Origin of the sequence: Rhizobium sp. SEMIA 4085, assembly GCF_013004495.1 — a bacterium.
In the GTDB taxonomy this organism is placed as follows: Bacteria; Pseudomonadota; Alphaproteobacteria; order Rhizobiales; family Rhizobiaceae; genus Rhizobium; species Rhizobium gallicum.
Genome location: NZ_JABEPH010000014.1, coordinates 1 through 23,560, shown reverse-complemented (window position 1 = coordinate 23,560; position 23,560 = coordinate 1). Strand labels below are relative to the sequence as shown.

General features: G+C 59.8%; 25 protein-coding genes and 2 pseudogenes. 12 read left to right on the top strand and 15 right to left on the bottom strand.

Annotated elements, in window-relative coordinates; all coding sequences use genetic code 11:
* Positions 1-53: 53 nt before the first annotated feature.
* Complete coding sequence (gene dapE, locus C9413_RS03050) at positions 54-1,247, top strand: succinyl-diaminopimelate desuccinylase (RefSeq protein WP_039843751.1); 1,194 nt, start codon at positions 54-56, stop codon at positions 1,245-1,247.
* Entirely contained in the window at positions 1,234-1,830 is a 597-nt protein-coding gene (locus C9413_RS03045; RefSeq protein WP_039843750.1) for a hypothetical protein, read from the top strand. The genes dapE and C9413_RS03045 overlap by 14 nt, the downstream gene beginning before the upstream one ends.
* 24 nt (positions 1,831-1,854) lie before the next feature.
* Here C9413_RS03045 and truA read toward each other — a convergent pair whose 3' ends face one another.
* From truA to C9413_RS03015, 6 genes and pseudogenes are all read right to left on the bottom strand, one after another.
* Positions 1,855-2,658, bottom strand: coding sequence for a tRNA pseudouridine(38-40) synthase TruA (gene truA, locus C9413_RS03040; RefSeq protein ID WP_039843749.1), 804 nt, complete (start codon positions 2,656-2,658; stop codon positions 1,855-1,857).
* Positions 2,658-3,593 (bottom strand): methionyl-tRNA formyltransferase, encoded by a 936-nt coding sequence (fmt, locus tag C9413_RS03035; RefSeq protein WP_039843748.1) that lies wholly within the window; start codon positions 3,591-3,593, stop codon positions 2,658-2,660. Before fmt ends, truA begins: the two co-directional genes overlap by 1 nt.
* A 23-nt stretch (positions 3,594-3,616) precedes the next feature.
* Positions 3,617-4,028: pseudogene (locus C9413_RS34385) on the bottom strand (PIN domain-containing protein).
* Positions 4,025-4,312, bottom strand: coding sequence for a hypothetical protein (locus tag C9413_RS03025; protein ID WP_039843747.1), 288 nt, complete (start codon positions 4,310-4,312; stop codon positions 4,025-4,027). Before C9413_RS03025 ends, C9413_RS34385 begins: the two are co-directional and overlap by 4 nt.
* Before the next feature lie 61 nt (positions 4,313-4,373).
* A complete protein-coding gene (def, locus tag C9413_RS03020) occupies positions 4,374-4,892 on the bottom strand; it encodes a peptide deformylase (RefSeq protein WP_039843746.1) in 519 nt (172 codons plus the stop codon).
* 89 nt (positions 4,893-4,981) lie between these two features.
* Positions 4,982-5,474, bottom strand: a pseudogene (locus C9413_RS03015) (protoglobin domain-containing protein); the annotation flags it as partial.
* A gap of 207 nt (positions 5,475-5,681) precedes the next feature.
* Here C9413_RS03015 and rmuC point away from each other — a divergent pair.
* Positions 5,682-6,905, top strand: coding sequence for a DNA recombination protein RmuC (gene rmuC / locus C9413_RS03010; protein WP_039843743.1), 1,224 nt, complete (start codon positions 5,682-5,684; stop codon positions 6,903-6,905).
* Positions 6,906-6,955: 50 nt separating this feature from the next.
* Positions 6,956-7,855, top strand: coding sequence for a ribokinase (locus C9413_RS03005; protein WP_039843742.1), 900 nt, complete (start codon positions 6,956-6,958; stop codon positions 7,853-7,855).
* A 135-nt stretch (positions 7,856-7,990) separates the two neighbouring features.
* Here the strand turns inward: C9413_RS03005 and ptsN are convergent, their stop codons facing one another.
* The 6 genes from ptsN to lptC all read right to left on the bottom strand — a co-directional run bounded on the left by ptsN (position 7,991) and on the right by lptC (position 13,159).
* Entirely contained in the window at positions 7,991-8,455 is a 465-nt protein-coding gene (gene ptsN / locus C9413_RS03000; protein WP_022713502.1) for a PTS IIA-like nitrogen regulatory protein PtsN, read from the bottom strand.
* Between the two features lie 70 nt (positions 8,456-8,525).
* Entirely contained in the window at positions 8,526-9,098 is a 573-nt protein-coding gene (raiA, locus tag C9413_RS02995) for a ribosome-associated translation inhibitor RaiA (protein ID WP_039843741.1), read from the bottom strand.
* Positions 9,099-9,353: 255 nt separating this feature from the next.
* Positions 9,354-10,889, bottom strand: coding sequence for an RNA polymerase factor sigma-54 (gene rpoN, locus C9413_RS02990; protein ID WP_039843740.1), 1,536 nt, complete (start codon positions 10,887-10,889; stop codon positions 9,354-9,356).
* 156 nt (positions 10,890-11,045) lie between these two features.
* Positions 11,046-11,834, bottom strand: coding sequence for an LPS export ABC transporter ATP-binding protein (gene lptB / locus C9413_RS02985; protein ID WP_039843739.1), 789 nt, complete (start codon positions 11,832-11,834; stop codon positions 11,046-11,048).
* Positions 11,835-11,873: 39 nt separating this feature from the next.
* Positions 11,874-12,479, bottom strand: a complete 606-nt coding sequence (locus tag C9413_RS02980; RefSeq protein ID WP_039843738.1) for an LptA/OstA family protein — start codon at positions 12,477-12,479, stop codon at positions 11,874-11,876.
* Between the two features lie 14 nt (positions 12,480-12,493).
* Complete coding sequence (gene lptC, locus C9413_RS02975; protein WP_039843737.1) at positions 12,494-13,159, bottom strand: LPS export ABC transporter periplasmic protein LptC; 666 nt, start codon at positions 13,157-13,159, stop codon at positions 12,494-12,496.
* A 219-nt stretch (positions 13,160-13,378) separates the two neighbouring features.
* Between lptC and sppA the strand changes: the two genes are divergently transcribed.
* The 3 genes from sppA (at position 13,379) to C9413_RS02960 (ending at position 15,102) form a co-directional block, all read left to right on the top strand.
* The gene (gene sppA / locus C9413_RS02970) at positions 13,379-14,329 is read left to right on the top strand and encodes a signal peptide peptidase SppA (protein WP_039846592.1); all 951 of its coding nucleotides are present in this window, start codon (positions 13,379-13,381) and stop codon (positions 14,327-14,329) included.
* Between the two features lie 29 nt (positions 14,330-14,358).
* A complete protein-coding gene (locus C9413_RS02965; protein ID WP_039843736.1) occupies positions 14,359-14,658 on the top strand; it encodes an integration host factor subunit beta in 300 nt (99 codons plus the stop codon).
* Positions 14,659-14,769: 111 nt separating this feature from the next.
* Positions 14,770-15,102, top strand: a complete 333-nt coding sequence (locus tag C9413_RS02960; protein WP_039843735.1) for a LapA family protein — start codon at positions 14,770-14,772, stop codon at positions 15,100-15,102.
* 7 nt (positions 15,103-15,109) lie between these two features.
* Here the strand turns inward: C9413_RS02960 and C9413_RS02955 are convergent, their stop codons facing one another.
* Together C9413_RS02955 and C9413_RS02950 are read right to left on the bottom strand one after the other, a co-directional pair.
* Positions 15,110-15,544 carry a GNAT family N-acetyltransferase gene (locus C9413_RS02955; RefSeq protein ID WP_039843734.1) on the bottom strand — a complete coding sequence of 145 codons (435 nt, stop codon included), beginning with the start codon at positions 15,542-15,544 and terminating at the stop codon, positions 15,110-15,112.
* Between the two features lie 44 nt (positions 15,545-15,588).
* The gene (locus C9413_RS02950) at positions 15,589-16,041 is read right to left on the bottom strand and encodes a carbon monoxide dehydrogenase subunit G (RefSeq protein WP_039843733.1); all 453 of its coding nucleotides are present in this window, start codon (positions 16,039-16,041) and stop codon (positions 15,589-15,591) included.
* A gap of 116 nt (positions 16,042-16,157) precedes the next feature.
* Here C9413_RS02950 and C9413_RS02945 point away from each other — a divergent pair, with 116 nt between their 5' ends.
* The 5 genes from C9413_RS02945 to C9413_RS02925 all read left to right on the top strand — a co-directional run bounded on the left by C9413_RS02945 (position 16,158) and on the right by C9413_RS02925 (position 21,880).
* Entirely contained in the window at positions 16,158-17,255 is a 1,098-nt protein-coding gene (locus C9413_RS02945) for a class I SAM-dependent rRNA methyltransferase (RefSeq protein ID WP_039843732.1), read from the top strand.
* The gene (locus C9413_RS02940) at positions 17,252-18,112 is read left to right on the top strand and encodes an RNA methyltransferase (protein ID WP_039843731.1); all 861 of its coding nucleotides are present in this window, start codon (positions 17,252-17,254) and stop codon (positions 18,110-18,112) included. The genes C9413_RS02945 and C9413_RS02940 overlap by 4 nt, the downstream gene beginning before the upstream one ends.
* Entirely contained in the window at positions 18,109-18,612 is a 504-nt protein-coding gene (lspA, locus tag C9413_RS02935; RefSeq protein ID WP_039843730.1) for a signal peptidase II, read from the top strand. The genes C9413_RS02940 and lspA overlap by 4 nt, the downstream gene beginning before the upstream one ends.
* Before the next feature lie 55 nt (positions 18,613-18,667).
* Positions 18,668-20,902 carry an ATP-binding protein gene (locus C9413_RS02930; RefSeq protein ID WP_039843729.1) on the top strand — a complete coding sequence of 745 codons (2,235 nt, stop codon included), beginning with the start codon at positions 18,668-18,670 and terminating at the stop codon, positions 20,900-20,902.
* A 99-nt stretch (positions 20,903-21,001) separates the two neighbouring features.
* Positions 21,002-21,880 carry a GNAT family N-acetyltransferase gene (locus tag C9413_RS02925; RefSeq protein ID WP_170250177.1) on the top strand — a complete coding sequence of 293 codons (879 nt, stop codon included), beginning with the start codon at positions 21,002-21,004 and terminating at the stop codon, positions 21,878-21,880.
* Between the two features lie 263 nt (positions 21,881-22,143).
* Here the strand turns inward: C9413_RS02925 and C9413_RS02920 are convergent.
* On the bottom strand, positions 22,144-23,560 hold a 1,417-nt coding region (locus C9413_RS02920; protein WP_281408604.1), incomplete at its 5' end, for a phosphate acyltransferase.

The window sequence follows — 23,560 nt, the reverse complement described above, 5'->3', positions numbered from 1 at the left end:
CGGTTCGCCGCCTTGCCATGTCTTTGCCATTCCCGCCGGATAATTCGACCCTCATGACCGCCACCGATCCCGTCGCCAATCTCCAGACGCTCATCCGCTGCCCCTCCGTGACGCCTGCCGAAGGCGGCGCACTTTCTGCGCTCGACGCCATGCTTTCGCCGCTGGGCTTTAAGGTGGACAAGGTGAAGGCGACGGAAGCCGGCACGCCCGACATCGAAAACCTCTACGCCCGTCTGGGCAGTGATGGCCCGCACCTGATGTTTGCGGGACACACGGACGTCGTGCCGGTTGGCGACGAAGCCGCCTGGACGCATCCCCCCTTCGCTGCGGAAATTTCAGGCGGCGAACTCTTCGGTCGTGGTGCGGTCGACATGAAGGGCGGCATTGCATGCTTCGTGGCAGCCGTCTCCCGGTACGTCGAAAGACACGGCAATCCGAAGGGCTCGATTTCCTTGCTGATCACCGGCGACGAGGAAGGCCCCGCCATCAACGGCACGATCAAGCTCCTGCAATGGGCGGCACAACGCGGCGAGCGTTGGGATGCCTGCCTCGTCGGCGAGCCGACCAATCCGGATGCGCTCGGCGACATGATCAAGATCGGCCGCCGCGGTTCGCTCTCCGGCAGGATCACTGTCCACGGTGTTCAGGGTCACGCCGCCTATCCGCATCTGGCGGATAATCCGGTGCGCGGCATGCTGCAGCTCACGAGCGCGCTGATGCATCCCCCATTCGACAAAGGAACTGAAAATTTCCAGCCGTCGAACCTCGAGGTGACGACCATCGATGTCGGCAATCCGACCACCAACGTCATTCCGGCGAAGGCCGCGGCAAGCTTCAACATCCGCTTCAACGACACCTGGACGGTCGACACGCTGCAGGCGGAAATCCTCCGCCGTCTTGAAGCGGCCGCCAAGAATGGCACCCTGCGCCCGGGCCGCGAGGCGGTAAGATATGACATTGCCTGGGCCGATCGTCCGAGCCATGTCTTCCTCACCCGCAACAACGCACTGATTGCATCACTTTCCTCTGCCGTCGAGAGCATTGCCGGCAAGGCGCCGAAGCTTTCGACCACCGGCGGCACGTCGGACGCGCGTTTCATCAAAGACTATTGCCCGGTCGTCGAATTCGGGCTCGTCGGACAGACCATGCACATGGTCGACGAACGCGTTGCTGTTTCCGATCTCGAAACCCTGACGCAGATCTACGAAACCTTCATCGAGCGATGGTTCGCAAATGCCGGGGCTTAGGGAGGTTCAATACTATCTGTCCGGTTTGTGGCTGCTGATCCGCATGGACACGCGGGGCTTCCGGTTTCTCGATATGTCGGACCGCGGCGTCAACCGCTCCTTCTGGGCGATGGCCTGGTGCCTGCCACCGATGGGCATTTCGTGGCTCTGGTGGCGTCAGGCCTTCCTGCAGTCGATGCCGCCGCATGTCGAAGTCGGCCTTCCCTTCTATTTCCGTTTGGGCCTGGTCGAAATCGCCAATTGGTTCGTGCCGCTGGTGTTTGCAGGACTGTTGCTGTTTGCCTTTCGCATGGGTGATCGCTTTGCTGCCGTTGTCGTCAGCATCAACTGGCTCGGCGTGCCGCTTTCCTACATCAACGGCCTGCTGCTGGCGCTGGTCTTCTTCATTCCCGGCGCCATCAGCGTCGTGTCGATCCTGCTTCTGGTCTTCATGATGGCGCAGGTCTTCATGCTTGCAAGGATTTTGCGGATGATCTTTCACGGCCACGGGCTGATGGCCGGGGCGCTGACGCTGGCACTGCTGGTGCCGACCATGATCCTCGCCGAATATCTCCAGCGCTTCCTCGGCATTTATCCGGTTTAGATCAACGGTCTGGCATGGGCGGGGTCATGACAGATCGTCATCGCCATTCACTTGCGTCCGCTTGCGCCGATCGGTGATCACTGCCGGATAATCGACCTGCATGAAATAAAGTCCTTCGGGCGGAGCAACTGGACCGCAGGCCTTGCGGTTACGCGCCTCAAGCGCAGCACGCACATCCTCCGGCGTCCATTTTCCTTCTCCTGCAAGCTTCAGCGTTCCGGCAAAGGAGCGGATCTGATTGTGCAGGAAACTCTGTGCCGTTGCGCGGATTTCGATGAGCTCGCCGTTCCGCGTCACGTCGAGCCGGTCGAGTGTGCGGACCGGGCTGTTTGCCTGGCAATGCGCGGAACGGAAGGTGGAAAAGTCATGCCTGCCGACGAGGATCTGGGCGGCCTGATGCATCACCTCATGATTAAGCACCTTCGGTACCCACCAGGCCTTGCCCGCCTCGAGCGCCAGCGGCGCCCGGCGGTTGATGATGCGGTAGACATAGTGCCGCCGCTCGGCGGAAAACCGGGCATCGAAGAACTCGCCAACCACCTCCACCTCCAAAATGGACACGCGCTCGCCCGCCAGCCTCAGATGCGCATTCAGCGCGTTCTGCAGCTTGAACACCGGCCATTCCTTTGAAAGATCGGCATGGATCACTTGACCCATCGCATGCACGCCGGAATCGGTGCGCCCGGCGCCACGGATCGACACGGTCTCGCCGCTTAACGACAGGATCGCAGCTTCGATCGCCCCCTGCACGGAGGGACCGTTTTCCTGACGCTGCCAGCCGACATAGGGTCCGCCGTCATATTCGACGGTCATCCGGTAGCGCGGCATCAGGCGAGTCTCGTGCCGTGCGCAAGCGGCGTGCCGCGCAGGAAGTCCGCCGCCGCAAGCGGCTTGCCGCCGGCCTTCTGCAATCTGGTCAGCCGAACCGCTCCGGATGCGCAGGCGATAACCAGCTCATCGCTCAGCACTTCGCCGGCCGGACCGTGCCCGTCCGCAAGCTCCGAACCCAGCACCTTTACCCGCTCCGGCTTGCGGCCAATCTCGACTTCGACCCAAGCGCCCGGAAACGGCGAAAGTCCGCGGATATGATTGTGAACGTCCCTTGCATCCTTGCCGAAATCGATCCGCGTCTCGCTCTTGTCGATCTTTGCGGCATAAAGGACGCCCTGTTGCGGCTGCGGCGTCAGCGGCAGGTCACCCATTTCGAGCTTTACCATCGCTTCGCCGATCGCCTTGGCGCCGACATGCATCAGTTTGTCGTGCAACTCGCCGGCCGTCATGTTCGGGCCGATCTCGACCTCGCGGGTCAACGCGACGGGACCGGTATCCAGCCCCTTGTCCATCTTCATCACCATCATGCCGGACTTTTTGTCGCCTGCCATGATCGCTCTTTGGATGGGTGCTGCGCCGCGCCAGCGCGGCAGCAGCGAGGCATGGCCATTGTAGCAGCCGTTGCGCGTTCCGTTCAAAATCGCCTCCGGCAGCAGCAGTCCATAGGCAACGACAACCGCCACATCCGCGTTGAGCGCCCGGAAGCGCTCCCGTTCTTCCGGCTCCTTGAAATTGACCGGCGTGAAGACGGGCAGGCCGAGCAGTTCGGCGGCCTGATGCACCGGCGACTTCTGCAGGTCGAGACCGCGCCGTCCGCCCGGCCGCGGCGGCTGCGTATAGACCGCAACAATCTGATGCCCCGCATCCACCAGCGTGCGCAGGGTCGGAACCGAGAACTCCGGCGTTCCCATGAAAATGATGCGAAACGACATTTTCTCTCGCCTGGTTTTTTTAATCAGCCGTCTTCAAACGGGTTTACGAGCTTGAGATCAAGCCCTTCGAAATCTTTTATGTCGCGTGTCGCCAGCGTCGCGCCGAAACCCAGGCAGGTGGCGGCGATCATAGCGTCCTGGATCGATCGGTCGCCCCATGCTCTCACGCTTTGCCCATAGACGCCCGTTGCAATCGCGGTATGGTGATCAAGGGCGAGTACATTGCTCGGTAAGCGACAAACACCTGGCGAATTTGTCGATGTAACGCTTTGATTTCGTTCGGAGCCAGAAACGCTTGGCAGGGTACTGCTCTGTCGTTACAACTTCGCAGGGATAAAGGTCAGATTTTAGCTGCCTTGTCATCCATGCTTTGACGCGCTCGCTTGGAGCAGGCTTTGCTACCTCCGAAATGATATTTGCATCAAGGACGATCACTCGAAGTCCTCGATTGGTCGGCCGAAATTGCGCTTTCGGTCCGCTTCAATCTCTTCCATGATTTTCGCGAACACCTCGGCCTCGTCGTCGTTGTCCGGCCCGAGGATCGAACGCAGACTGTCCCATGCCGTTAGATCGTCATCATTTGCAACAGATCCTTCGGCGATCATGCCTTTTTGCACAAGGCGCCTGGCTTCGTCGGAAAGGCTGCCACCCCTTCGCTCGGCACGCACGGCGATGTTCCGTTTCGCATCGGAAATATCCCGGATCAGAAGACCGCCCATACGGCACCTCCCTTACGAAATCAGCGATATCAGGCGCGCTGCGTCCATAGTTCAACGCAACTCAGAGCGCCTTCGCCGACTTCGCCGCCTTCGTGAACTTCTTGATCACCATTTCCCGCTTCAGCCGCGATATATAATCGATGAAGAGTACGCCGTTCAGATGGTCGATCTCGTGCTGAAGGCAAGTGGCGAGGAGGCCGTCGGCCTCAACGGTGTGCTCCTTGCCGTCACGGTCGAGATATTCGACGCTGACGGTCGCCGGACGCTCGACCTCGGCATAATAGTCCGGAATGGAAAGGCAGCCCTCTTCGTAGACCGATCGCTCGTCGGAAGATTTGACGATCTTCGGATTGATAAAGACCTGCGGCTGCTTTTCCTCGCCCTCCCGCGAAACGTCGATCACCAGTATCCGGCGCGGCACGCCGACCTGGATTGCCGCCAGGCCAATGCCCGGTGCGTCATACATCGTTTCCAGCATATCGTCGGCAAGACGCTTGAGATCGGCATCGACCCGCTCGATCGGTTTGGAAACCTGGCGGAGGACGGGGTCTGGAAGAATGATAAGTGGCTTGATGGTCATCGCGATCCCATAACCTATCTTTTCCAGCTAGGGAATTATCCTGAAACTCCGGAAAGTGCTTTTTTGCGCAGCCCTGCCGAATTTGCGGCATCGAGATAGACAGAAATTGAATAGACCATGTCGAGCATAGGGGCCTTGATGACCGAGGCGAGCTTCTCGGCAAGCGCCTTGCCGTTTTGATGGCCGAACCGTGACGGCCACTGCTTTTCCATGACGCCTTTGACAAGTTCTGCCATGACGATCGCATAACCGCCGATACCAGCGCGGTTCAAGGCCAGTGCGGGCATGCGCCCTGCCGACGGCGGTGACGCCGTTCACGAAGCTCTCGTCGAAATTGCCGCAGGCAAGGTTCGCCCAGTGACCCTCCTGGCGTTTCTTGGCGTGGCCGACACGCGTCTTGTCGGAAAAGGAGCCGGCCACTGCGGGCGTCCTGGCGATCTTGCCATAAAACTTGTCCAGCGCGCCGCCGATCAGTTCGCCGATGACCGGACGCAGTTCGCGTATCGTCTTTCTCCCCTCGCTGTCGAGTCCGATGAAATCAAGGCGCTGCTTGAGTGCGTTTTCGAATTGCTGAGCGGTCATACTCTGATTTCTGTCCTGGCGCATGGTGCGATAGAAGTCTTCTCAGAAACGACAATTCGAAAATATAGTTGACTATTCGTTAAGATCGGACGGCGATCTTCAGGAGCTTCGTGCCGCAGTGCCTTAGCACTTTGCCCACGAAATCGCGCTGTGGATCTGTTCACGTTTTGATCTAGCCATCGCCGGCGGGTTTGTTATTGTGCGCGAATGAACAATGTTACCGAATCGCTGACAATTTCGATCGCCGGGCTCAGCCCGACCATCCTCGCGCTTGCCGGTGGCGCTGTCGCTCTTGTTGTCGTGGTGCTCATGTTCCTACTGGTCAGGAACAGCAACCTGCGGCGCGAACAGGATGAGGAGGCAGCGATCCGGGCCGCGCAAGCCGATGCCCGCATGGCCGAGCTCCTGAAGATTCAGGCCGAGATGCAGGGACGCATTTCGACCATGGCTGAGGTCTTCGGGACGCGTCAGGCCGAACTCAACCAGGCAATCGGTCAGCGCCTCGACGGAATGTCGCAGCGTGTCAGCACGACGATCAGCGAACAGACGAAATCGACGCATGAGAACCTTCAGCGCCTGCAGGAGCGGCTCGCTGTCATCGATGTCGCTCAAAACAATATCCAGACGCTGGCGAAGGATGTCGTCGGGCTTCAGGCTATCCTCTCCAACAAGCAAACGCGCGGCGCCTTCGGCCAGTCGCGTATGGAGACCATCGTCGCCGACGGTCTGCCGATGGGCACCTATGCTTTCCAGCAAACGCTTTCAAACGGATCGCGGCCGGACTGCACCGTGCGCATGCCGAACGGTGCACCGCCGCTCGTCATCGATGCCAAGTTTCCTCTCGAAGCCTGGAATGCCATTCGCGACGCGGGCACGCAGGACGCAACCAAGCTTGCCTCGCAGCAATTCCGCCGCGATATGGAAATCCATGTCCGCGATATATCGGAGAAGTATCTTATCCAGGGTGAGACGCAGGATACGGCTTTTCTCTTCGTTCCTTCGGAATCGATCTTCGCTGAAATTCATGAGAATTTCGAGCCGGTCGTCCAGAAAGCGCATCGTTCCCGCATCGTCATTGTTTCGCCTTCGCTGCTGATGCTGTCGATCCAGGTCATCCAGGCCGTATTGAAGGATCAGCGCATGCAGGCGCAGGCGCACGTCATCCAGGGCGAGGTCGCGATCCTGATGGATGATCTCGGGCGGCTCGATGAACGCGTGCGCAAACTCCAGACGCATTTTTCCCAGGCACAGCGGGATGTTGATCAGATCATCACGTCCACTGACAAACTCTCCAAACGCGGCGCAAAAATCGAAGCGCTGGAATTCGAGGGCGCAGAGGCGCTCAAGGAGGAACGTGAAAGCGGACCTCCGGCGAAGTCGGTCGAAAGCCGCACCGGCCTTCTCAAACTCAGGGTGGTTGACGAAGAGTGAACCCATCGGGCAGTGTCCGTCGCCATGAGAAGCATGACAGGACACCCTTTATGATCACAGTTTTCGGCTCCATCAACATGGACCTCATCGCCACGACCGATCGCCTGCCAAAGCCCGGCGAAACGGTGGCCGGAAACGGCTTTGCCACGGCGGCGGGCGGCAAGGGAGCCAACCAGGCATTAGCCGCGCGACGCGCCGGCTGCGTGGTCCATATGGTGGGCGCAGTCGGCAAGGATGAATTCGCTGCACCGGCGCTGGCGCTTCTCGATCAGGCGGGCATCAACCTTGCAGGCGTCAAGCGTGTTGATGGCCCCACCGGTACGGCGCTGATCCTTGTTGGTGGAGACGGCGAGAACATGATCGCCGTCGTGCCGGGCGCAAACGGGACCATCGCGGCCGAGGATGCCGATGCGGCGATCGGCGCCATGAGCAAGGGCGATACCCTGATGCTGCAGTTCGAGGTGCCTGCACCGGCAGTCGAGCGTGCGCTGGCCGCAGCCAAGGTCAAGGGCGTCACGACCGTCCTCAACCTCGCCCCGCTCATTGCCGACGCCCCGCGGCTTGGACGTCTCGCCGATATCGTCATCGCCAACGAGACGGAGTTCGAGCGCCTTGCTGGCCAGGACAACATGAACCCGGCCGATCGCGAAACGGCGTTGAGGCGCCTGCACGGAGAGACTGGGCAGACCTTGATCGTGACGCTCGGCGCCGACGGCGTGATCGCAATCCGGGATGGCGTCGTTACACGAGCGAAAGGACTGAAGATCGAGCCGGTGGATACCGTCGGGGCGGGCGATACATTCTGCGGCTACTTTGCCGCAAGCCTCGATGAAGGCTTCGATTTCGAGGCTTCGCTCCGCCGGGCCGCCGTCGCCGGCTCGCTTGCCTGCCTCAAGGCCGGAGCACAGCCATCCATTCCCTTGTCCGCCGAAGTCGCAAACAAGATATAGCCTCACAACAGTCGCACGGTTCGGCCGCCGTTGTTCAGGACAACTGGGAAGAGTTTTGAGGCACAAGTCTTCACACATGAAAAGAGGCGTCCGACAACCGGGCGCCTCTTTTCATTTTAGATGATCGTCTGCGGCTCAGGCAGCGTTCGATGCTTGCTCTTCATTGAGGAAAGCGTAGATCGCCGATGCGGAATCTGTGGCACGCAGCTTCGCGACGAGATCGTGATCGCGAAGCACGCGGGCAATGCGCGACAACGCCTTAAGATGGTCGGCACCCGCCCCTTCCGGGGCGAGAAGCAGAAACACCAGGTCGACCGGCTGGTCGTCCAGCGCTTCGAAATCGACCGGACTTTCCAGCCGTGCGAAGACGCCGACAATCGAGCGGACGCTTGCGAGCTTGCCGTGCGGAATGGCGATGCCATTGCCGACGCCCGTCGAGCCGAGACGCTCGCGCTGCAGAACGACGTCGAAAATTTCCCGCTCGGAAAGGCCGGTGATCTTGGAGGCCTTTGCCGCCAATTCCTGAAGCAACTGTTTCTTCGAATTTACCTTTAGGGCGGGAATGATCGCATCTTGGTGCAGCAGATCTGCCAATGCCATTTCTTTTTCCTTCTGTCGCCGAAACCGGATGATTGGGAGAGCGGCGTGGCTACCGCTCATCGCCCGGATGTCAGCTCTTGATATTGGCGGCGTCGATCCAGCCAATATTACCGTCATGCCTGCGGTAAACGATGTTCAAATTTTCCGTGCCCGGACTGCGGAACAAAAGCAGTGGCTCATCCGTCATATCGAGCGCCATGACGGCGGTCGCAACGGACATGGTCTTCAACTGCTTCGTGCTCTCGGCAACAATTACCGGTGCGAAATCGTCGGGGACCTCGTCTTCATGATCCGGGACAGCGTCCATGACCGTATAGGCGACTTCCGTACCATTCAGATGGTTTCCGGCATGATGATCTTTGAGCTTGCGCTTGTAGCGGCGGAGACGCTTTTCGATGCGCTCCGAAGCGGCATCGAATGCAAGCTGCGGGTCCATCGCTTCACCTGCCGCATGCAGCACCACCCCGCTATCAAGATGGAGCTTGCAATCCGCAGAGAACCGCGAACTCGATTTCTCCACAATCACCTGACCGGAATATCCCCCGTCGAAGTATTTCGTGATGGCCATGTCCATTTGGTCCTCGATCCTTTGACGGAACGAGTCCCCAATTTCCATATGTTTACCGGATACACGCACACTCATGGAGTTTCCCTTCTTATAGTGGTTTGCGGTACCAGTTTACGCCAAGGCCAGACCTCATCCAAGCACTTCACGCAAACTCAAGCAATATCGGCTTAAGTCGTGTGCTTCAATCGCCCTGAGGATGATGGGGATAAGTCCAAACGCTGTTTGCAGCGCCAGTTGCGGCGGGCTTCTAGCGGCAGACTGCCGAAATGTCAACGGGTGTGCCGCCGCGCTGATTAGGATATGCAGGCAAGGGTTGATTTAGCTCGACTGTCAAAAGCCCGCAACCTTCGCCAATGCCCGCTTCTCGCGCCGCCGCTGGACGGAGGACGCGATATTCATCGCCTCGCGGTATTTTGCGACCGTACGGCGAGCCAGATCAATGCCATCCTTCTTCAGCATGTCGACAATATCATCGTCGGAGAGGACCGCATCCGTACTTTCCTGCATGATCAGGGAGCGTATCCTGTGGCGAACGGCCTCAGCCGAATGACTATCGCCGCCCTCCACCGCGCTGATCGACACCGTGAAGAAATATTTGAGTTCAAAAAGGCCGCGTGGGGTCAGAATGTACTTGTTTGAGGTGACGCGGCTGACGGTCGACTCGTGCATCTTGATGGCATCGGCAACCGTCTTCAGATTCAGCGGGCGCAGGTGATCGACGCCATGCATCAGGAAGGCATCCTGCTGGCGGACAATCTCGCTTGCGACCTTCATGATCGTCTTCGCACGCTGATCGAGGCTGCGGGTGAGCCAGTTGGCGCTCTGAAGGCATTCAGACAGGAACGTGTAGTCGCCGCCGTTCTTTGTAACATGGGCGAAATAGGACTGATTGACGAGCACGCGCGGGAGCGTATCAGGGTTCAACTCCACCAGCCAGCTCCCATCTGGTGACGAACGTACGACGACATCCGGCATGATCGCTTCGCAAACGCTGGTTTCAAAGCAGCTGCCGGGTTTCGGGTTCAGCTGGCGAATCTCTGCGAGCATATCAAGCAGGTCTTCCTCGTCCACGCCGCAAAGCCGCTTGAGCGTCGCGAAGTCGCGCCGTGCCAGCAATTCGAGGTTGGAAACGAGGGCCTGCATGGCGGGATCGAAGCGGTCTTTCTGCTTCAGCTGGATCGACAGGCATTCGGCCAGGCTGCGAGCAAAAACCCCAGGCGGATCAAGGGTCTGCAATTCGCCAAGAACACGTTCCGCGGCCGCAGGATCGCTACCTAGTCTTTCGCCGATGTCGGCAGGGTCGCTCTGCAGGTAACCCGCCTCGTCGAGCTGGTCGATCAACTGCTGCGCGATCAGCCGGTCTCCCGCATCCGGCAGGATGAATGGAATCTGCTGCGCAAGGTGATCCCTGAGCGAGACCTGGCCTGCAACAAAATCATCGAGATCGTAATTCTCTCCGTCGCCGCCCCCCGGCATCGACTTCCACTGGCTGATCAGCTCCGGCGCATCGGCCCGTGGCGGGACCCCGTCATCCTGGAAGACATTTGCATAATTGACGTCCAGCTCTTCGCTCAGCCGGCTGGCGCTGCCGTCATTGCCGTTGTCATAGCAGTCCCCGGAAAGCGCCTCGGTGCGGTCATCCTCGTCGGCCTGACGCCCGTACGGCTCATCCTGTGCATCGTTATCACTGCCCGTTTCCGCGTCATCTGACGGAAATTCGAGCAATGGGTTCTTCTCGACTTCCTGCGCAATAAACTGGACAAGCTCGAAATGCGTCATCTGCAGCAACTGGATGGATTGCATCAGTTGCGGCGTCATCACCAGGGACTGGTTCTGTCGCAGGAAAAGATTGGCAGACAGGGCCATAGCGGACGCGAAACTCCCGTTCAATTCCTCCGGGAAACCGCGATCGAGCAGAGTTCGGGCCGCGGAAATCCAACTTGGCCCAAAAATTGCTTTTTTATTCTATTTGGTCAAGCGCAAGTATGACAGGAAGGTGAATTTCCGTCGCCTTCGATCCTATCAAAGGCTGAATTTATCGCCAAGATAGAGCCGTCGCACTTCCGGATTGTTGACGATGTCGTTCGCGCGCCCATGCGTCAGCACTTCGCCGGCATGGATGATATAGGCCCGATCGATGAGGCCGAGCGTCTCGCGCACATTGTGATCGGTGATCAAAACGCCGATGCCGCGCGCAGTCAGATGGTGGACGAGGTTCTGGATGTCAGCGACCGAAATCGGATCGACGCCCGCAAATGGCTCGTCAAGCAGCATGAAGGTCGGATCGGTTGCGAGCGCGCGAGCGATTTCCAGACGCCGGCGCTCACCGCCCGACAATGCGACCGCCGCCGATTTTCGCAGCTTGGAGATATGGAATTCCTCCAGAAGCTCATCGAGCTTCTTTTCCCGCTCGGTCTTGTCCTTCTCGTGCACTTCGAGCACGGCGCGGATATTCTCTTCGACCGTCAGGCCGCGGAAGATCGAGGCCTCTTGCGGCAGGTATCCGACGCCGAGGCGCGACCGGCGATACATCGGCATCGTCGTTACGTCGTTGCCGTCGATCTCGATTGTGCCTTCGTCCACCGGCACGAGGCCGGTGATCATGTAAAAACAGGTCGTCTTGCCGGCACCGTTTGGACCCAGAAGGCCGACAGCTTCGCCGCGCCTGACAACCAGCGAAACGCCATTGACGACACGCCGCGTGCTATAGGTCTTCGTCAGGCCGCGTGCAATCAGCGTGCCGTGGTAACGGCTTTTGTCTCCGCCGGCGGCAGAGTCCGCGGCAGATTGCGGCCCGGCCCGGCCGAACATGGTTGAAAGCGAGAATAATTTCACGTCGGGCGGCCGGTCTCAGTTCTTTTTCTGGGATTTCGGATCAAGCTGAATCTGGACGCGCCCCCCGCAGCTATCCAGTTGCGCCTGTCCGGTCTGCATATGAACCGTAAGCTGGCAGCCCGTGAAGACGTTCGGCCCATCCGACAGCACAACCTTTTCACCCTTCAGGACGAAGAGCTGTTGGGCCATGTCGAAGGAGCCGTTGTCGGCGGTCGCTGTCTGCGTGCCGGAACTCAGGAAAACCTTATCGGTGACGATGATACGGTCGATGTCGGCATTGCCCGATGAGATGGACGCCGCTCCGGCGTCGGCCTTTGCGCCGTTGGGTTGGGCGTCGCCGCCCTGTGCCTTGTAAAAGACCGTCATGTGACCGGCCTGCAGGGTCGTCTTCCCCTGAACGACCTTCACATTGCCGGTGAAGTCGGCCTTGTGGTCCTGATCGTGAATCTCGAGCTTGTCGCTTTCGATCTGGATCGGTTGATTGCTGTCGAGCTTCAGGCCATCCATCTGGCTGGTCGTCGCCTGCGCAAAGGCCGCCCCTGCCATCAGTAAAAGCCCCAGGGCGCTGCCGCCAAGTGTTATGCCAGACTTACGAAGTGAAAAGTGACAATCTATTGTCATGAGTGACCCGGCTGTTAGGTGCCCTGTTTACGGATGACGGATGGATCGACATTCATGCGAACATTCCCCTCGAATGTGATCACGCGCCCCTTATCCGTCATCTTGAGCGACTGCGCAACAATCGAAGCGCCGTCTTTTTGAATCTCGATAGGATCATCTGTCGTCATCTTGCCGCCCTTGATATCGAGCTTGGCAGATTGGAATTTCGCCGTCAGACCGTTGCTCAGCAAAATCGTGAACGGGTCCCTCAGCGCAAGGTTGTCCGTGGATCGGTCATAATCGGCCGTGGCAGCCTCAACGCGGGCGATCAGATCATCGTTGACCGGCACCGCAGCCTTGATCGTTTCGAGCGTGATAAGGTTCGGATTCTTGATGTCTTGCAACGCGCGCTCAGCAAGCATCGAATAGTTGATGCCGTCGGCATTGCGCCCGGCGATCGCCGGCTTTTCCATGACGATCTTGCCGTTTTCGATCTTGGCACCCTCGATCTTGAGATTCTCGGGCAGGTAAGCCCGGACCATCGAGACTGCAATGAAGGCAAGCGAAATGATGACGGCAGCGACAGGCAGCAATATCTTCAGGCGGCGGACACGTGCAGAATGGAACAGGGCAGCCGCATAGGCGCTCCCTCCAGGCCTGGCAAAGGCAGGCTTCCCGCTGCTGTTCAATGTGTTGAGCATTAACATGTCCGTGTCTGTTGATCGGCAACCCTATATAGGGACTACATCGACCGATCACAGATCGTTTCGCATTATTACACTAGCTTGCCAATATGGATTTTTTTCTGCAACTAGCAAATAAGGCATGAAAACGAGGTAAATCGGCATTTCCGAAGAAGGAATGCCGCCTTATCTGATGCCATGTTGCATGAAGCCGGCGCGCCGGCTCTGGAGGACCTTATGGACAGTTCGACGATCGCGGATCGCCGCAGGCTTCGCCGCAAACTCGGCTTCTGGCGTATTGCGGCGGTGGTGCTCTTGGTCGCGCTCGGCTTTGCTCTTTACCAATTCGTCGCAGGCGACATCGCCACGCAGCGGCCGCACATCGCCCATGTGACAATTTCCGGGCTCATAACCGACGACGACGAGTTGCTCGAGAGGCTGAAGAAGATCGAAGAAAACGACCGCGTCAAAGGCGTCATCGTCTCCATTTCTTCGCCGGGCGGCACGACCTTTGGCGGCGAAAAAATATTCAAAGCGATCCGGGCGATTGCGGCGAAGAAGCCCGTCGTCTCCGATATCCGGACGCTTGCCGCTTCCGCGGGCTATATGATTGCTGCCGCGGGCGATACGATCATTGCCGGAGAAAGTTCGCTCACCGGATCGATCGGCGTGATCTTTCAGTATCCGCAGATCCAACCGCTGCTCGACAAGCTCGGCGTCTCGCTGCAGGAGATCAAGTCGTCGCCGCTGAAGGCAGAGCCATCGCCTTTCCATGCTGCCAGTGAGGAAGCCAAAACCATGATCAACAATATGGTCATGGACAGCTACGCCTGGTTCGTCGACTTGGTTGTCGACCGCCGCAAGCTGCCGCGCGACGAGGTGCTGAAGCTCGCCGACGGCACGATTTTCACCGGCCGCCAAGCGGCGAAGGCCAAGCTCATCGACCGGGTCGGCGGCGACACGGAAATCCGGGACTATCTCGCCGGGAGGGACGTCGGCAAGGATCTTCCGGTCGTGGATTGGGACAAGAAGAGCAATACGCCTTTTCTTCTCGCAGGGGCTGTTTCGAAGCTCGCAGTTCTGTTCGGCTATGGCGATCTCGTGAAGAGCCAGGACATCGAGGGCATTCTGCCACAAAAGTTGCTCCTTGACGGGCTCGTTTCAGTTTGGCAGGTTGGCCGCGATTGATAAGAAATCAATAATTTAAGGGGGCGACCGTGATCAAGTCGGAATTGGTGCAGATCGTTGCCGCGCGCAACCCGCATCTTTATCACCGGGATGTCGAGAATATCGTCAACGCGGTTCTCGACGAGATCACCGATGCGCTCGCAGCGGGCAACCGCGTCGAGCTTCGCGGCTTCGGTGCATTTTCCGTCAAGAACCGCCCTTCGCGCTCCGGTCGCAATCCGCGCACCGGCGACACCGTATTCGTCGAGGAGAAGTGGGTGCCCTTCTTCAAGACCGGCAAGGAGTTGCGCGAACGGCTGAACCCCGGCCAGGCCGACCACGACGATTGAACTTCATCCGGACTGCGTCGAAATCGCGCTTGAACCTCGCGCGTACCATTCTATTTTCGTGAGCAGTCATGCGCCGTATCGAAGCGGCGCAACCACGCGCGGAGGCCACGGATGGCGAAGAAGATCATCAACCTTTTGATTTTGTTGCCGCTCGGCATCATTCTCATCACCTTCTGCGTTGCCAACCGGCAGAGCGTGACGCTGGCATTCAACCCCTTCCGGCCCGAAGATCAGGTTCTCGCGGTTGCTGCGCCGTTCTTCGTTTTCATCTTCATCGCGCTGATTGTCGGCATGCTGATCGGATCGGCCGCCACATGGCTCACACAGGGCAAACACCGCAAGCGCGCGAAAATCGAGGCGAAGGAGGCCGTTCGCTGGCACAGCGAAGCGGACCGGCACAAGACCCGCGCCGAAGAGATCGCCGGTCAATTGCCGGCCCGCTGATCGACCGTCAGGCAGGAATAAAGCTCAGTTCCTCGTAGTCGCCTTCAGCCGACGTGCCGCTACCGGTGACCACGAAACCGCGGCCGGCATAGAATGTCTTGGCGTTTCTGTTGTTGATCAGGCACTTCAACCGGTATTTACGGCGCGGCCACTCCGGCAGAGCCTTCAGCAGCGCTGTACCGACGCCCCTGCCCTGCCATTCCTTGCGGATGTAGAGCATGTGGATGAAATCATCTGCGGCCCATAGCGTCATGAAACCGGCGATCTCGCCATCAGGCGCTTCGGCAATCCAGACAATTTCACCCTGCGAATGGGCGAGAAAATCCTCATGGCTGAACTTGCCGGGATCGACCCAGGTGAAGGTCTGCCTGCGCTCGTTGAGATAAATGTCGCCGAGCTGCCCATTGTCCGAAGGGCGGGAATTTCTGACTGTGTAATTCATGGATGCGATTTAGAAGAGGCCAAAGACTGTGCCAAGCCAATAGACTATTCCGCGGCCTTTTCGCTGACGACAGCATTGAAATCTGCAAAGAATTGCTGCGCAAGCTTTTGCGATGTCGAATTCACCAGACGCGCTCCAAGCTGGGCAAGCTTGCCGCCGACCTGTGCCTTTGCGGCATATTGCAGCACTGTCTCTGCACCTTCCGCCCTCAAGGTGACGTCGGCCCCGCCCTTGGCAAAGCCTGCAACGCCGCCCTTGCCCTCACCCGAAATCGTATAGCTCTGCGGCGCGTTGACATTTGTCAGGGTCACCTCACCGTTGAAGGTCGCCGAGACCGGTCCGATCTTGACCTTGACGACCGCCGTAAGCTCGGTTGGCGACCTCATCTCAAGGCTTTGACAGCCGGGGATGCATCGCTTCAAGACTTCTGGATCGTTCAAGGCTACCCACACCGCATCGCGCGACGCATTGATGCGTTCCTCGCCGGTCATGTCCATATCGAAATCCTCCCGTTTCAATTCTCTAAACTTATCACAGCGGGAAAGCACTTTGCCAAGGTGACTGGGGATGCTATTTGCACGGGCTCTATCAAACTTGAGACGCGGAAATCACGTTGAGACAGAAAGAGCGCCGGCCGGGCCATAAGGCGCAATCTGCCGGCTCCCCCGGCAATCGCCACAATGACGAACGCTCGAGCCACCCGCCAAAAGCGGTCAAACCTGTGGCCGCGCGCGAGACCGTGCGAGAGGCGACTGCGCCTGCTGCAAGCGAGCGGCCGCTAAAGGAGCGCACGGGCGAGCGTCCTCATGAGCGCGTTCCTGTCATTCTGGAATCCCTCGGCGCAGGCGACTTTCACCTCATCGACAGCGGTACCGGCCTGAAGCTCGAACAATATGGCCCCTATCGCATCGTCCGTCCCGAGGGTCAGGCGCTCTGGCAGCCGTCGCTGGCATCTCATGCCTGGGAAAAGGTCGATGCGATCTTTACCGGCGATACGGACGAGGAAGGCACCGGCCGCTGGCGATTTCCGAAGGAGGCGCTCGGCGAGGCCTGGCCGCTCAATCTTCTGGGCGTCGATTTTTATGGGCGCTTTACCTCTTTCCGCCATGTCGGCGTGTTTCCGGAACAGATCGTCCACTGGAGCTGGATGAAAGAGCAGGTCGAGGCTGCCGGCCGTCCGCTGAAGGTCCTAAATCTTTTCGGCTATACAGGTGTCGCGACGTTGGTCGCGGCGCAGGCCGGTGCGGAAGTCACCCATGTCGACGCCTCCAAGAAGGCAATCGGTTGGGCGCGTGAAAATCAGGCGCTCGGCCGCTTGGAGAAACTGCCGATCCGCTGGATCTGCGAAGACGCGATGAAGTTCATCCTCCGTGAGGAGCGCCGCGGCAATACCTATGACATCATCCTTACCGATCCGCCGAAATTCGGCCGTGGCCCGAACGGCGAAGTCTGGCATCTCTTCGAACACCTGCCATTGATGCTCGATGTCTGCCGCGAGATCCTGTCGCCTCAGGCGCTTGGGCTGGTGCTGACTGCCTATTCGATCCGTGCAAGCTTCTATTCGATGCACGAATTGATGCGCGAGACGATGCGCGGCGCAGGCGGTGTGGTCGAATCCGGCGAGCTCGTGATCCGCGAGGCGGGCCTTGACGGCAAGACGCGGGGCCGCGCGCTATCGACCTCCCTCTTCTCCCGCTGGGTGCCGAAATGAGCCATGAACATCGGGGCCATGGCCCCCACAAGGTGGGACATATGAAAGAGGTCACGTCGCTCGCCAATCCGATCATCAAGGACATCAAGGCGCTGACCAACAAGAAGTCGCGCGAAGAGAGCGGCACCTTCATGGCCGAGGGCCTGAAGCTGGTCATCGACGCGATCGAGCTCGGCTGGGCGATCCGCACGCTGGTCTATGCCAAGGCGGCCAAGGGCAAGCCGCTGGTCGAGCAGATGGCGGCGAAAACCGTGGCCTCCGGCGGCCTGGTCCTCGAAGTCAGCGAAAAGATCATTTCCTCGATCACGCGGCGTGACAACCCGCAGATGGTGGTCGGCATTTTCGAAAGCCGCTGGAAGCCGCTGAAGGACATCCGTCCGAAAGACGGAGAGACCTGGATCGCGCTCGATCGGGTACGCGATCCCGGTAATCTCGGCACAATCATCCGCACGGCGGATGCCGCAGGCGCCTCCGGCGTCATCCTCGTCGGGGAAACGACCGACCCCTTCTCCCTTGAAACGGTGCGCGCCACGATGGGCTCCGTGTTCGCCGTGCCCGTTGCCAAGGCAACGCCGGAGGAATTCATCGGCTGGAAGAAATCTGCCGGCGTGGCCGTCGTCGCCACGCACCTTGCAGGTTCGGTCGATTACCGCACGATCGATTACAAGAAGAGGCCGGTCGTTCTCCTCATGGGCAACGAGCAGTCCGGGCTGCCGGACCAGTTGGCCAAGGAAGCCGACGCACTTGCACGCATCCCGCAGCAGGGTCGTGCGGACTCCCTCAATCTCGCCGTTGCAAGTGCCGTGATGCTTTTCGAAGCGCGGCGCCACCTCCTTTCGCTTTCCGAGGGCAAATGACCGAAAAGACGCTTGACCGTCCGGCGCTTCTGTCGCGCCCGCTGCCAATCCTGATCTTCATTCTCGTCGCGGTCGCTATCGACCAGATCGTCAAGATCGCAGTCGATCGCTATCTGCCATTGCAGGAAGCCGTGCCGATGATCCCGATGCTGGCGCTCTACCGCACTTACAATCTCGGCGTCGCCTTTTCGATGCTGTCGGGCATGGACGGCTGGTTCATCGTCGGCATGCGGATCGTCATCGTGGCCTTCGTCATCTGGCTCTGGCATCGCACCTCGAAGGACCGCTGGATAGCACACAGCGGATTTGCGCTGATCATTGCCGGTGCGCTCGGCAATTTGATCGACCGTTTCCTCTACGGCCACGTCATCGACTACATTCTCTTCCACACCGAAAGTTGGTCCTTCGCCGTCTTCAATCTCGCCGACAGCTTCATCACGGTGGGCGCCGGTTGCGTCATTCTCGATGAGCTTTTGCAGCCGAAAAAGACGGAAAGCTAAAATCTTAGGCTTTTCCTGAAGGCATTCGGAACGGCGCGTATGCTAGCCAGCAATTATGCACAGTCTGGCTCAATTGCAGGAACGTCTCGCCGCCGCATTCGGCGCGGCCGCCAAGCCGCATGACCTGCGGCCGGCGGACGAGATTGTGCCGCTGGCGCCGGCAGCAAAGCAAAAGCATCCGCTGCGCACCCTGCTCTTTTACTGGCTCGGCGGCCTTGGCCTCTTTGCTGCGGCCGCATTCCTTGCACTCGGGCAAGCGGGCGGACCTTTGCTACTTTCCGCCGGCCTTGCAATCCTTGCCGCAGCACTTCTCGGTCATGTATTGCTGATGAAGCTGCGCCAGCGGACCGGCAACCAGCCGCAGGCATGCGATGCTGCCGAACTTTTCGCCAATGTTCATGACGCCCTCGGCGACATCACCGTTACCCGTACCATTGACCGGCGGATCATCGGCGCCAATGCCACTTTTCGCCGCCTGACGGGCCGGCTGAAGCCGGAGGGACAGACTTGCGAACAACTGGGCATCGCCTTCCGCCCTGGCGCCGAGCCATATCGCTTCGATGTCGAGATCTCGACGCCGGAAGGCCAGCGCATCTTCGCCTGGCATGACGTCGTCACCCGCGATCCGTCGAATGGCCGTCTGCTGCTCCAGAGCGTCGCCCGTGACGTGACCGCCGAGCGCCTTGCAGCGCAGGCGCGCGAGGAGGCACGCCAAAAGGCCGAGTACAACAGTGCAGCCAAATCCCGCTTGCTTGCGACCGTCAGCCATGAAATCCGAACGCCACTATCAGGCATTCTCGGGATGACTCATCTGCTTAGCCAGGCGCAGATGACCCAGGAGCAGCAGAACTATATCGACGGCATTCGCCAGTCAGGCCATGCGCTCGCCCAACTCGTCGAAGACCTCCTCGATTTCTCCACAATCGAAGTCGGCCGCTTCCAGCTTCGTCCGCGCACCGAATCGCTGCGCCAGCTGCTGGAAAGCGTCGTCGAAATGCTGGCACACCGTGCCCACGAAAAGGGCATCGAGATCGGTGCGACGGTCTCTTCCGACGTGCCGGAATTCATGAGTTTCGATCCGGCGCGGCTGCGTCAGGTGCTTTTCAACGTCATCGGCAATGCGGTGAAGTTCACCCAGGTGGGCGGCGTCTTCATCCGCGTATCCTTGCGCGACGACGACCTCATGATAACGGTGACGGACACCGGCCCAGGGATGACAGCGGAGGAGCACGCCCGAATCTTCGGCGAATTCGAACAGGGAGGAAGCATGACGGAAAAAAGCGGCGGCACCGGGCTCGGGCTCACCATCTCCGCCCGCATCATGCGCGAGTTCGGCGGTTCTCTGACGGTTTCCGGCGAAAAGGGCAAGGGCAGCGAATTCACGATTCGCTTTCCTGCAAACATTCCGCTAGAGGCTCGCGGCAGCCGCAAATCGCTCCTTTCCGGCAATATCGTCGTGCTTCTTGCCCCGGCCGGTGCAGCCCGCGCCGCAATCGCCGAGACCATCGTCGCTCTCGGCGGCGATTGCCATCTGGTGGCCGACGGCGAAAAAGCCCGGGAGACGCTTCTCCACATTGCCGGCATTGACCATCGCCCGACGGATATCATCGTCGATCATCGCATGTCCGCGCAGTTTACGGAGCATCTTGCCGACCGCGCCGAAATTGCCGCGCTTGGCCTGCGCAAGACCCTGCTCGTCAATCCGGAAGAGCGCAACGCCCATCCGCTTGATCTCTTCGATGCCTGGCTTATTCGGCCTCTTCGCGAACAGTCGCTGATCGACGTGCTTCGCGGACGCATGCGCGGCATGGAAAAGCGCGATGCGCTGAACGACAACCAGCCGGGCTTTACCGCCGCCATTCCCGAAGCGAATATACCAGGCGGGATGAATATCCTTCTGGGAGAAGACGACCCGATCAACGCGATGCTTGTCCGCGCTGTGCTGGAGAAGGGCGGACATAAGGTTCACCATGTCGAAGACTTCGAGACGTTGCTGGATTGCGCACTTGCCGAAGGCAGCATGCGCCCCGACATCATCATCAGCGATCTCACGATGCCGGGCGGCGAAGGTGTTGAAATGATTGGCCGGCTGCGCGGTCACGAACGGCGGCTGCAGCTCGTTGCGGTGCCGGTCATCGTGCTGACTGCCGACAAACGCGACGAGTCGCGCCGCCAGGTCCTGCTTGCCGGTGCAAACCGCGTGATGCTGAAACCTGTCGACCCAATCCGGCTACTGACGGAAGTCCATGCCGTCGCAGCCCTTTCCGCCCGCCGAGCCGAAGCGCTCTGAGCAGCGTGACATAGGCGTCGTTTTTCCGTAAAATCCATGTCACTTTCCTGTCGTACAGAAGTGTTTTATGACACGCCATGAGCCGGCAACGGGAGAATCATCATGTCCATCGACATCCTTAATCGCGACACAACGCCGGAGGTTTCCCGGCCTGCAGCAGCCGTCGCGCCGAAGGAAGGCGACGTCTTGGGCCGCATCGGCAACCTGGAGACCCGCCTTGCCCGCACTGCTCGCGAGATCGATGCTGCGCAGCATGTGCGCTACCGCGTTTTCGTTCAGGAAATGCAGGCGCAGCTTCCGCCAGAGGCCATGCGCCGCGAACGCGACTTCGACGCTTACGATGCATTCTGCGATCACCTTCTCGTCCTCGACCGCTCGATCGAAGGTGATAGCGAAGACCAGATCGTCGGAACCTACCGCCTGCTGCGCCAGGACGTGGCGATGGTAAATGGCGGTTTTTACTCGGCTTCCGAATTCGCGATCGACGAGCTTCTCGCGCGTCATCCAGACAAGCGCTTCATGGAGCTCGGCCGCTCCTGCGTGCTGCCGGAATACCGCACGAAGCGCACGGTCGAACTTCTCTGGCAGGGCAATTGGGCCTATGCCTTGAAGCACGGCATGAGCGCCATGTTCGGCTGCGCCTCCTTCCCGGGTGTGCATCCGGAGAGCCACGCGCTGGCACTTTCCTTCCTGCACCACACGGTCCTTGCCAAGGGCGAATGGGCGGTCGGCGCTCTGCCCGGCCAAGCGCGCAGCATGGATCTGATGCCGAAGGAGGCCGTCAACCCGAAGAAGGCGCTGATGGCCCTTCCGCCGCTGATCAAAGGCTACCTTCGCCTCGGCGCCATGGTCGGCTCCACCGCGGTGGTGGACCATGCGTTCAATACGACGGACGTGCTGATCGTGCTGCCGATCGCGAGCATCTCGGATCGCTATTTGAATTACTACGGCGCTGACGCCGGCCGTTTCGCGAGCTGATCTTCCAGAAGATCGACTTTGCAGCGCAAACAGGTAATTCGTCCGGCTGAAGCAGATGGTAGCGAGCCACGCGCTATCTCTGATGTCCTGCCGTGCCGCCGCCTCATCCGACCCCTCCGGCCTTCTTTCCCATTGGGGGGCGAAGGGGAGATTCGCCGCATCCCCTCGGCGAAATTCAAGAGACGCACAAGCAGCGCCGCCAGTCCCTTCTTTCCGGCGGGAAAAAGGGACTGGCAGGCAGATGAAGCGCTTGCGCCTGACTGCTAGCCCGCCGAATAAGCCGCGATCGCCGCCATGTTGACGATGTCGGAGTCCTTGGCGCCCATCGAGGTGATCTGAACGGCTTTGTCGAGGCCGACAAGGATCGGGCCGATGACCGTCGAGCCACCGAGTTCCTGCAGCATCTTCGTCGAGATCGAAGCGGAGTGGAAGGCCGGCATGACCAGCACGTTGGCGGGAGCCGACAAGCGGCAGAACGGGTACTGCTCCATCACCTTTCGGTTCAGCGCCACGTCGGCTGCCATTTCGCCATCATACTCGAAATCGACGCGGCGCTTGTCAAGGATCTTCACGGCTTCGCGCACGCGCTCGGAACGTTCGCCCGAAGGATGACCGAAGGTGGAATAGGCGAGCAGGGCAACGCGCGGCTGATAGCCCATGCGGCGCGCAAGGCCTGCCGCTTCTTCGGCGATATCGGCCAGCTCCTCGGCAGTAGGCATATCGTGAACCGCGGTATCTGCGACAAAGACCGCGCGGCCGCGGACAATCACCAGCGACACGCCGATGACACGGTGGCCCGGCTTCTCGTCGATGCAGCGCCGCACGTCCTCCAGCGCCGTCGAATAATTGCGCGTGATGCCGGTCACCATGCCATCTGCATCGCCAAGCGCCACCATCGTCGCGGCGAAATGATTACGATCGTTGTGGATCAGGCGCTGTGCATCGCGGTGCAGATAGCCTTTCCGCTGCAGCCGGGCATAGAGGTAGTCGGTGTAAGCCTCAATGCGGGTCGAGATGCGTGCATTGACGATCTCGAGGCCCGGCCGGTTGAGGTCGATCCCGGCCCGCTCCGCCGTCGCCCTGATCAGATCTTCGCGGCCAAGAAGGATTGCCGTGCCGAGCTGCTGGTTGGCATAAGACATCGCCGCGCGCATGACCTGCTCTTCTTCCGCCTCGGCAAAAACCATCCGTTTCGGACGGCGCCGAACCCGCTCGTAGAGGCTCGCAAGCGTCGAAGCGATCGGATCACGCCTTGCCGATAGCTCGCGGCGATAGCCGTCCATGTCGGTGATCACCTTGCGGGCAACGCCAGTTTCGATCGCAGCCTGCGCCACGGCAGCCGGGATTGCCGAAATGAGGCGCGGATCGAAGGGCACAGGAATGATATATTGCGCGCCAAAGCGGGGGCGGTTGCCCTGATAAGCGGCAACGACGTCATCGGGTACATCCTCGCGGGCCAGATTGGCAAGCGCCTTGACGGCGGCAATCTTCATCGCGTCGTTGATCGTGGTTGCCCGCACGTCGAGCGCGCCGCGGAAGATATAGGGAAAGCCGAGAACGTTATTCACCTGATTCGGGTAGTCCGATCGCCCTGTCGCCATAATGGCATCATCGCGGATGCGCGCGACGTCCTCCGGCGTGATTTCCGGATCGGGGTTTGCCATCGCAAAGATGATCGTC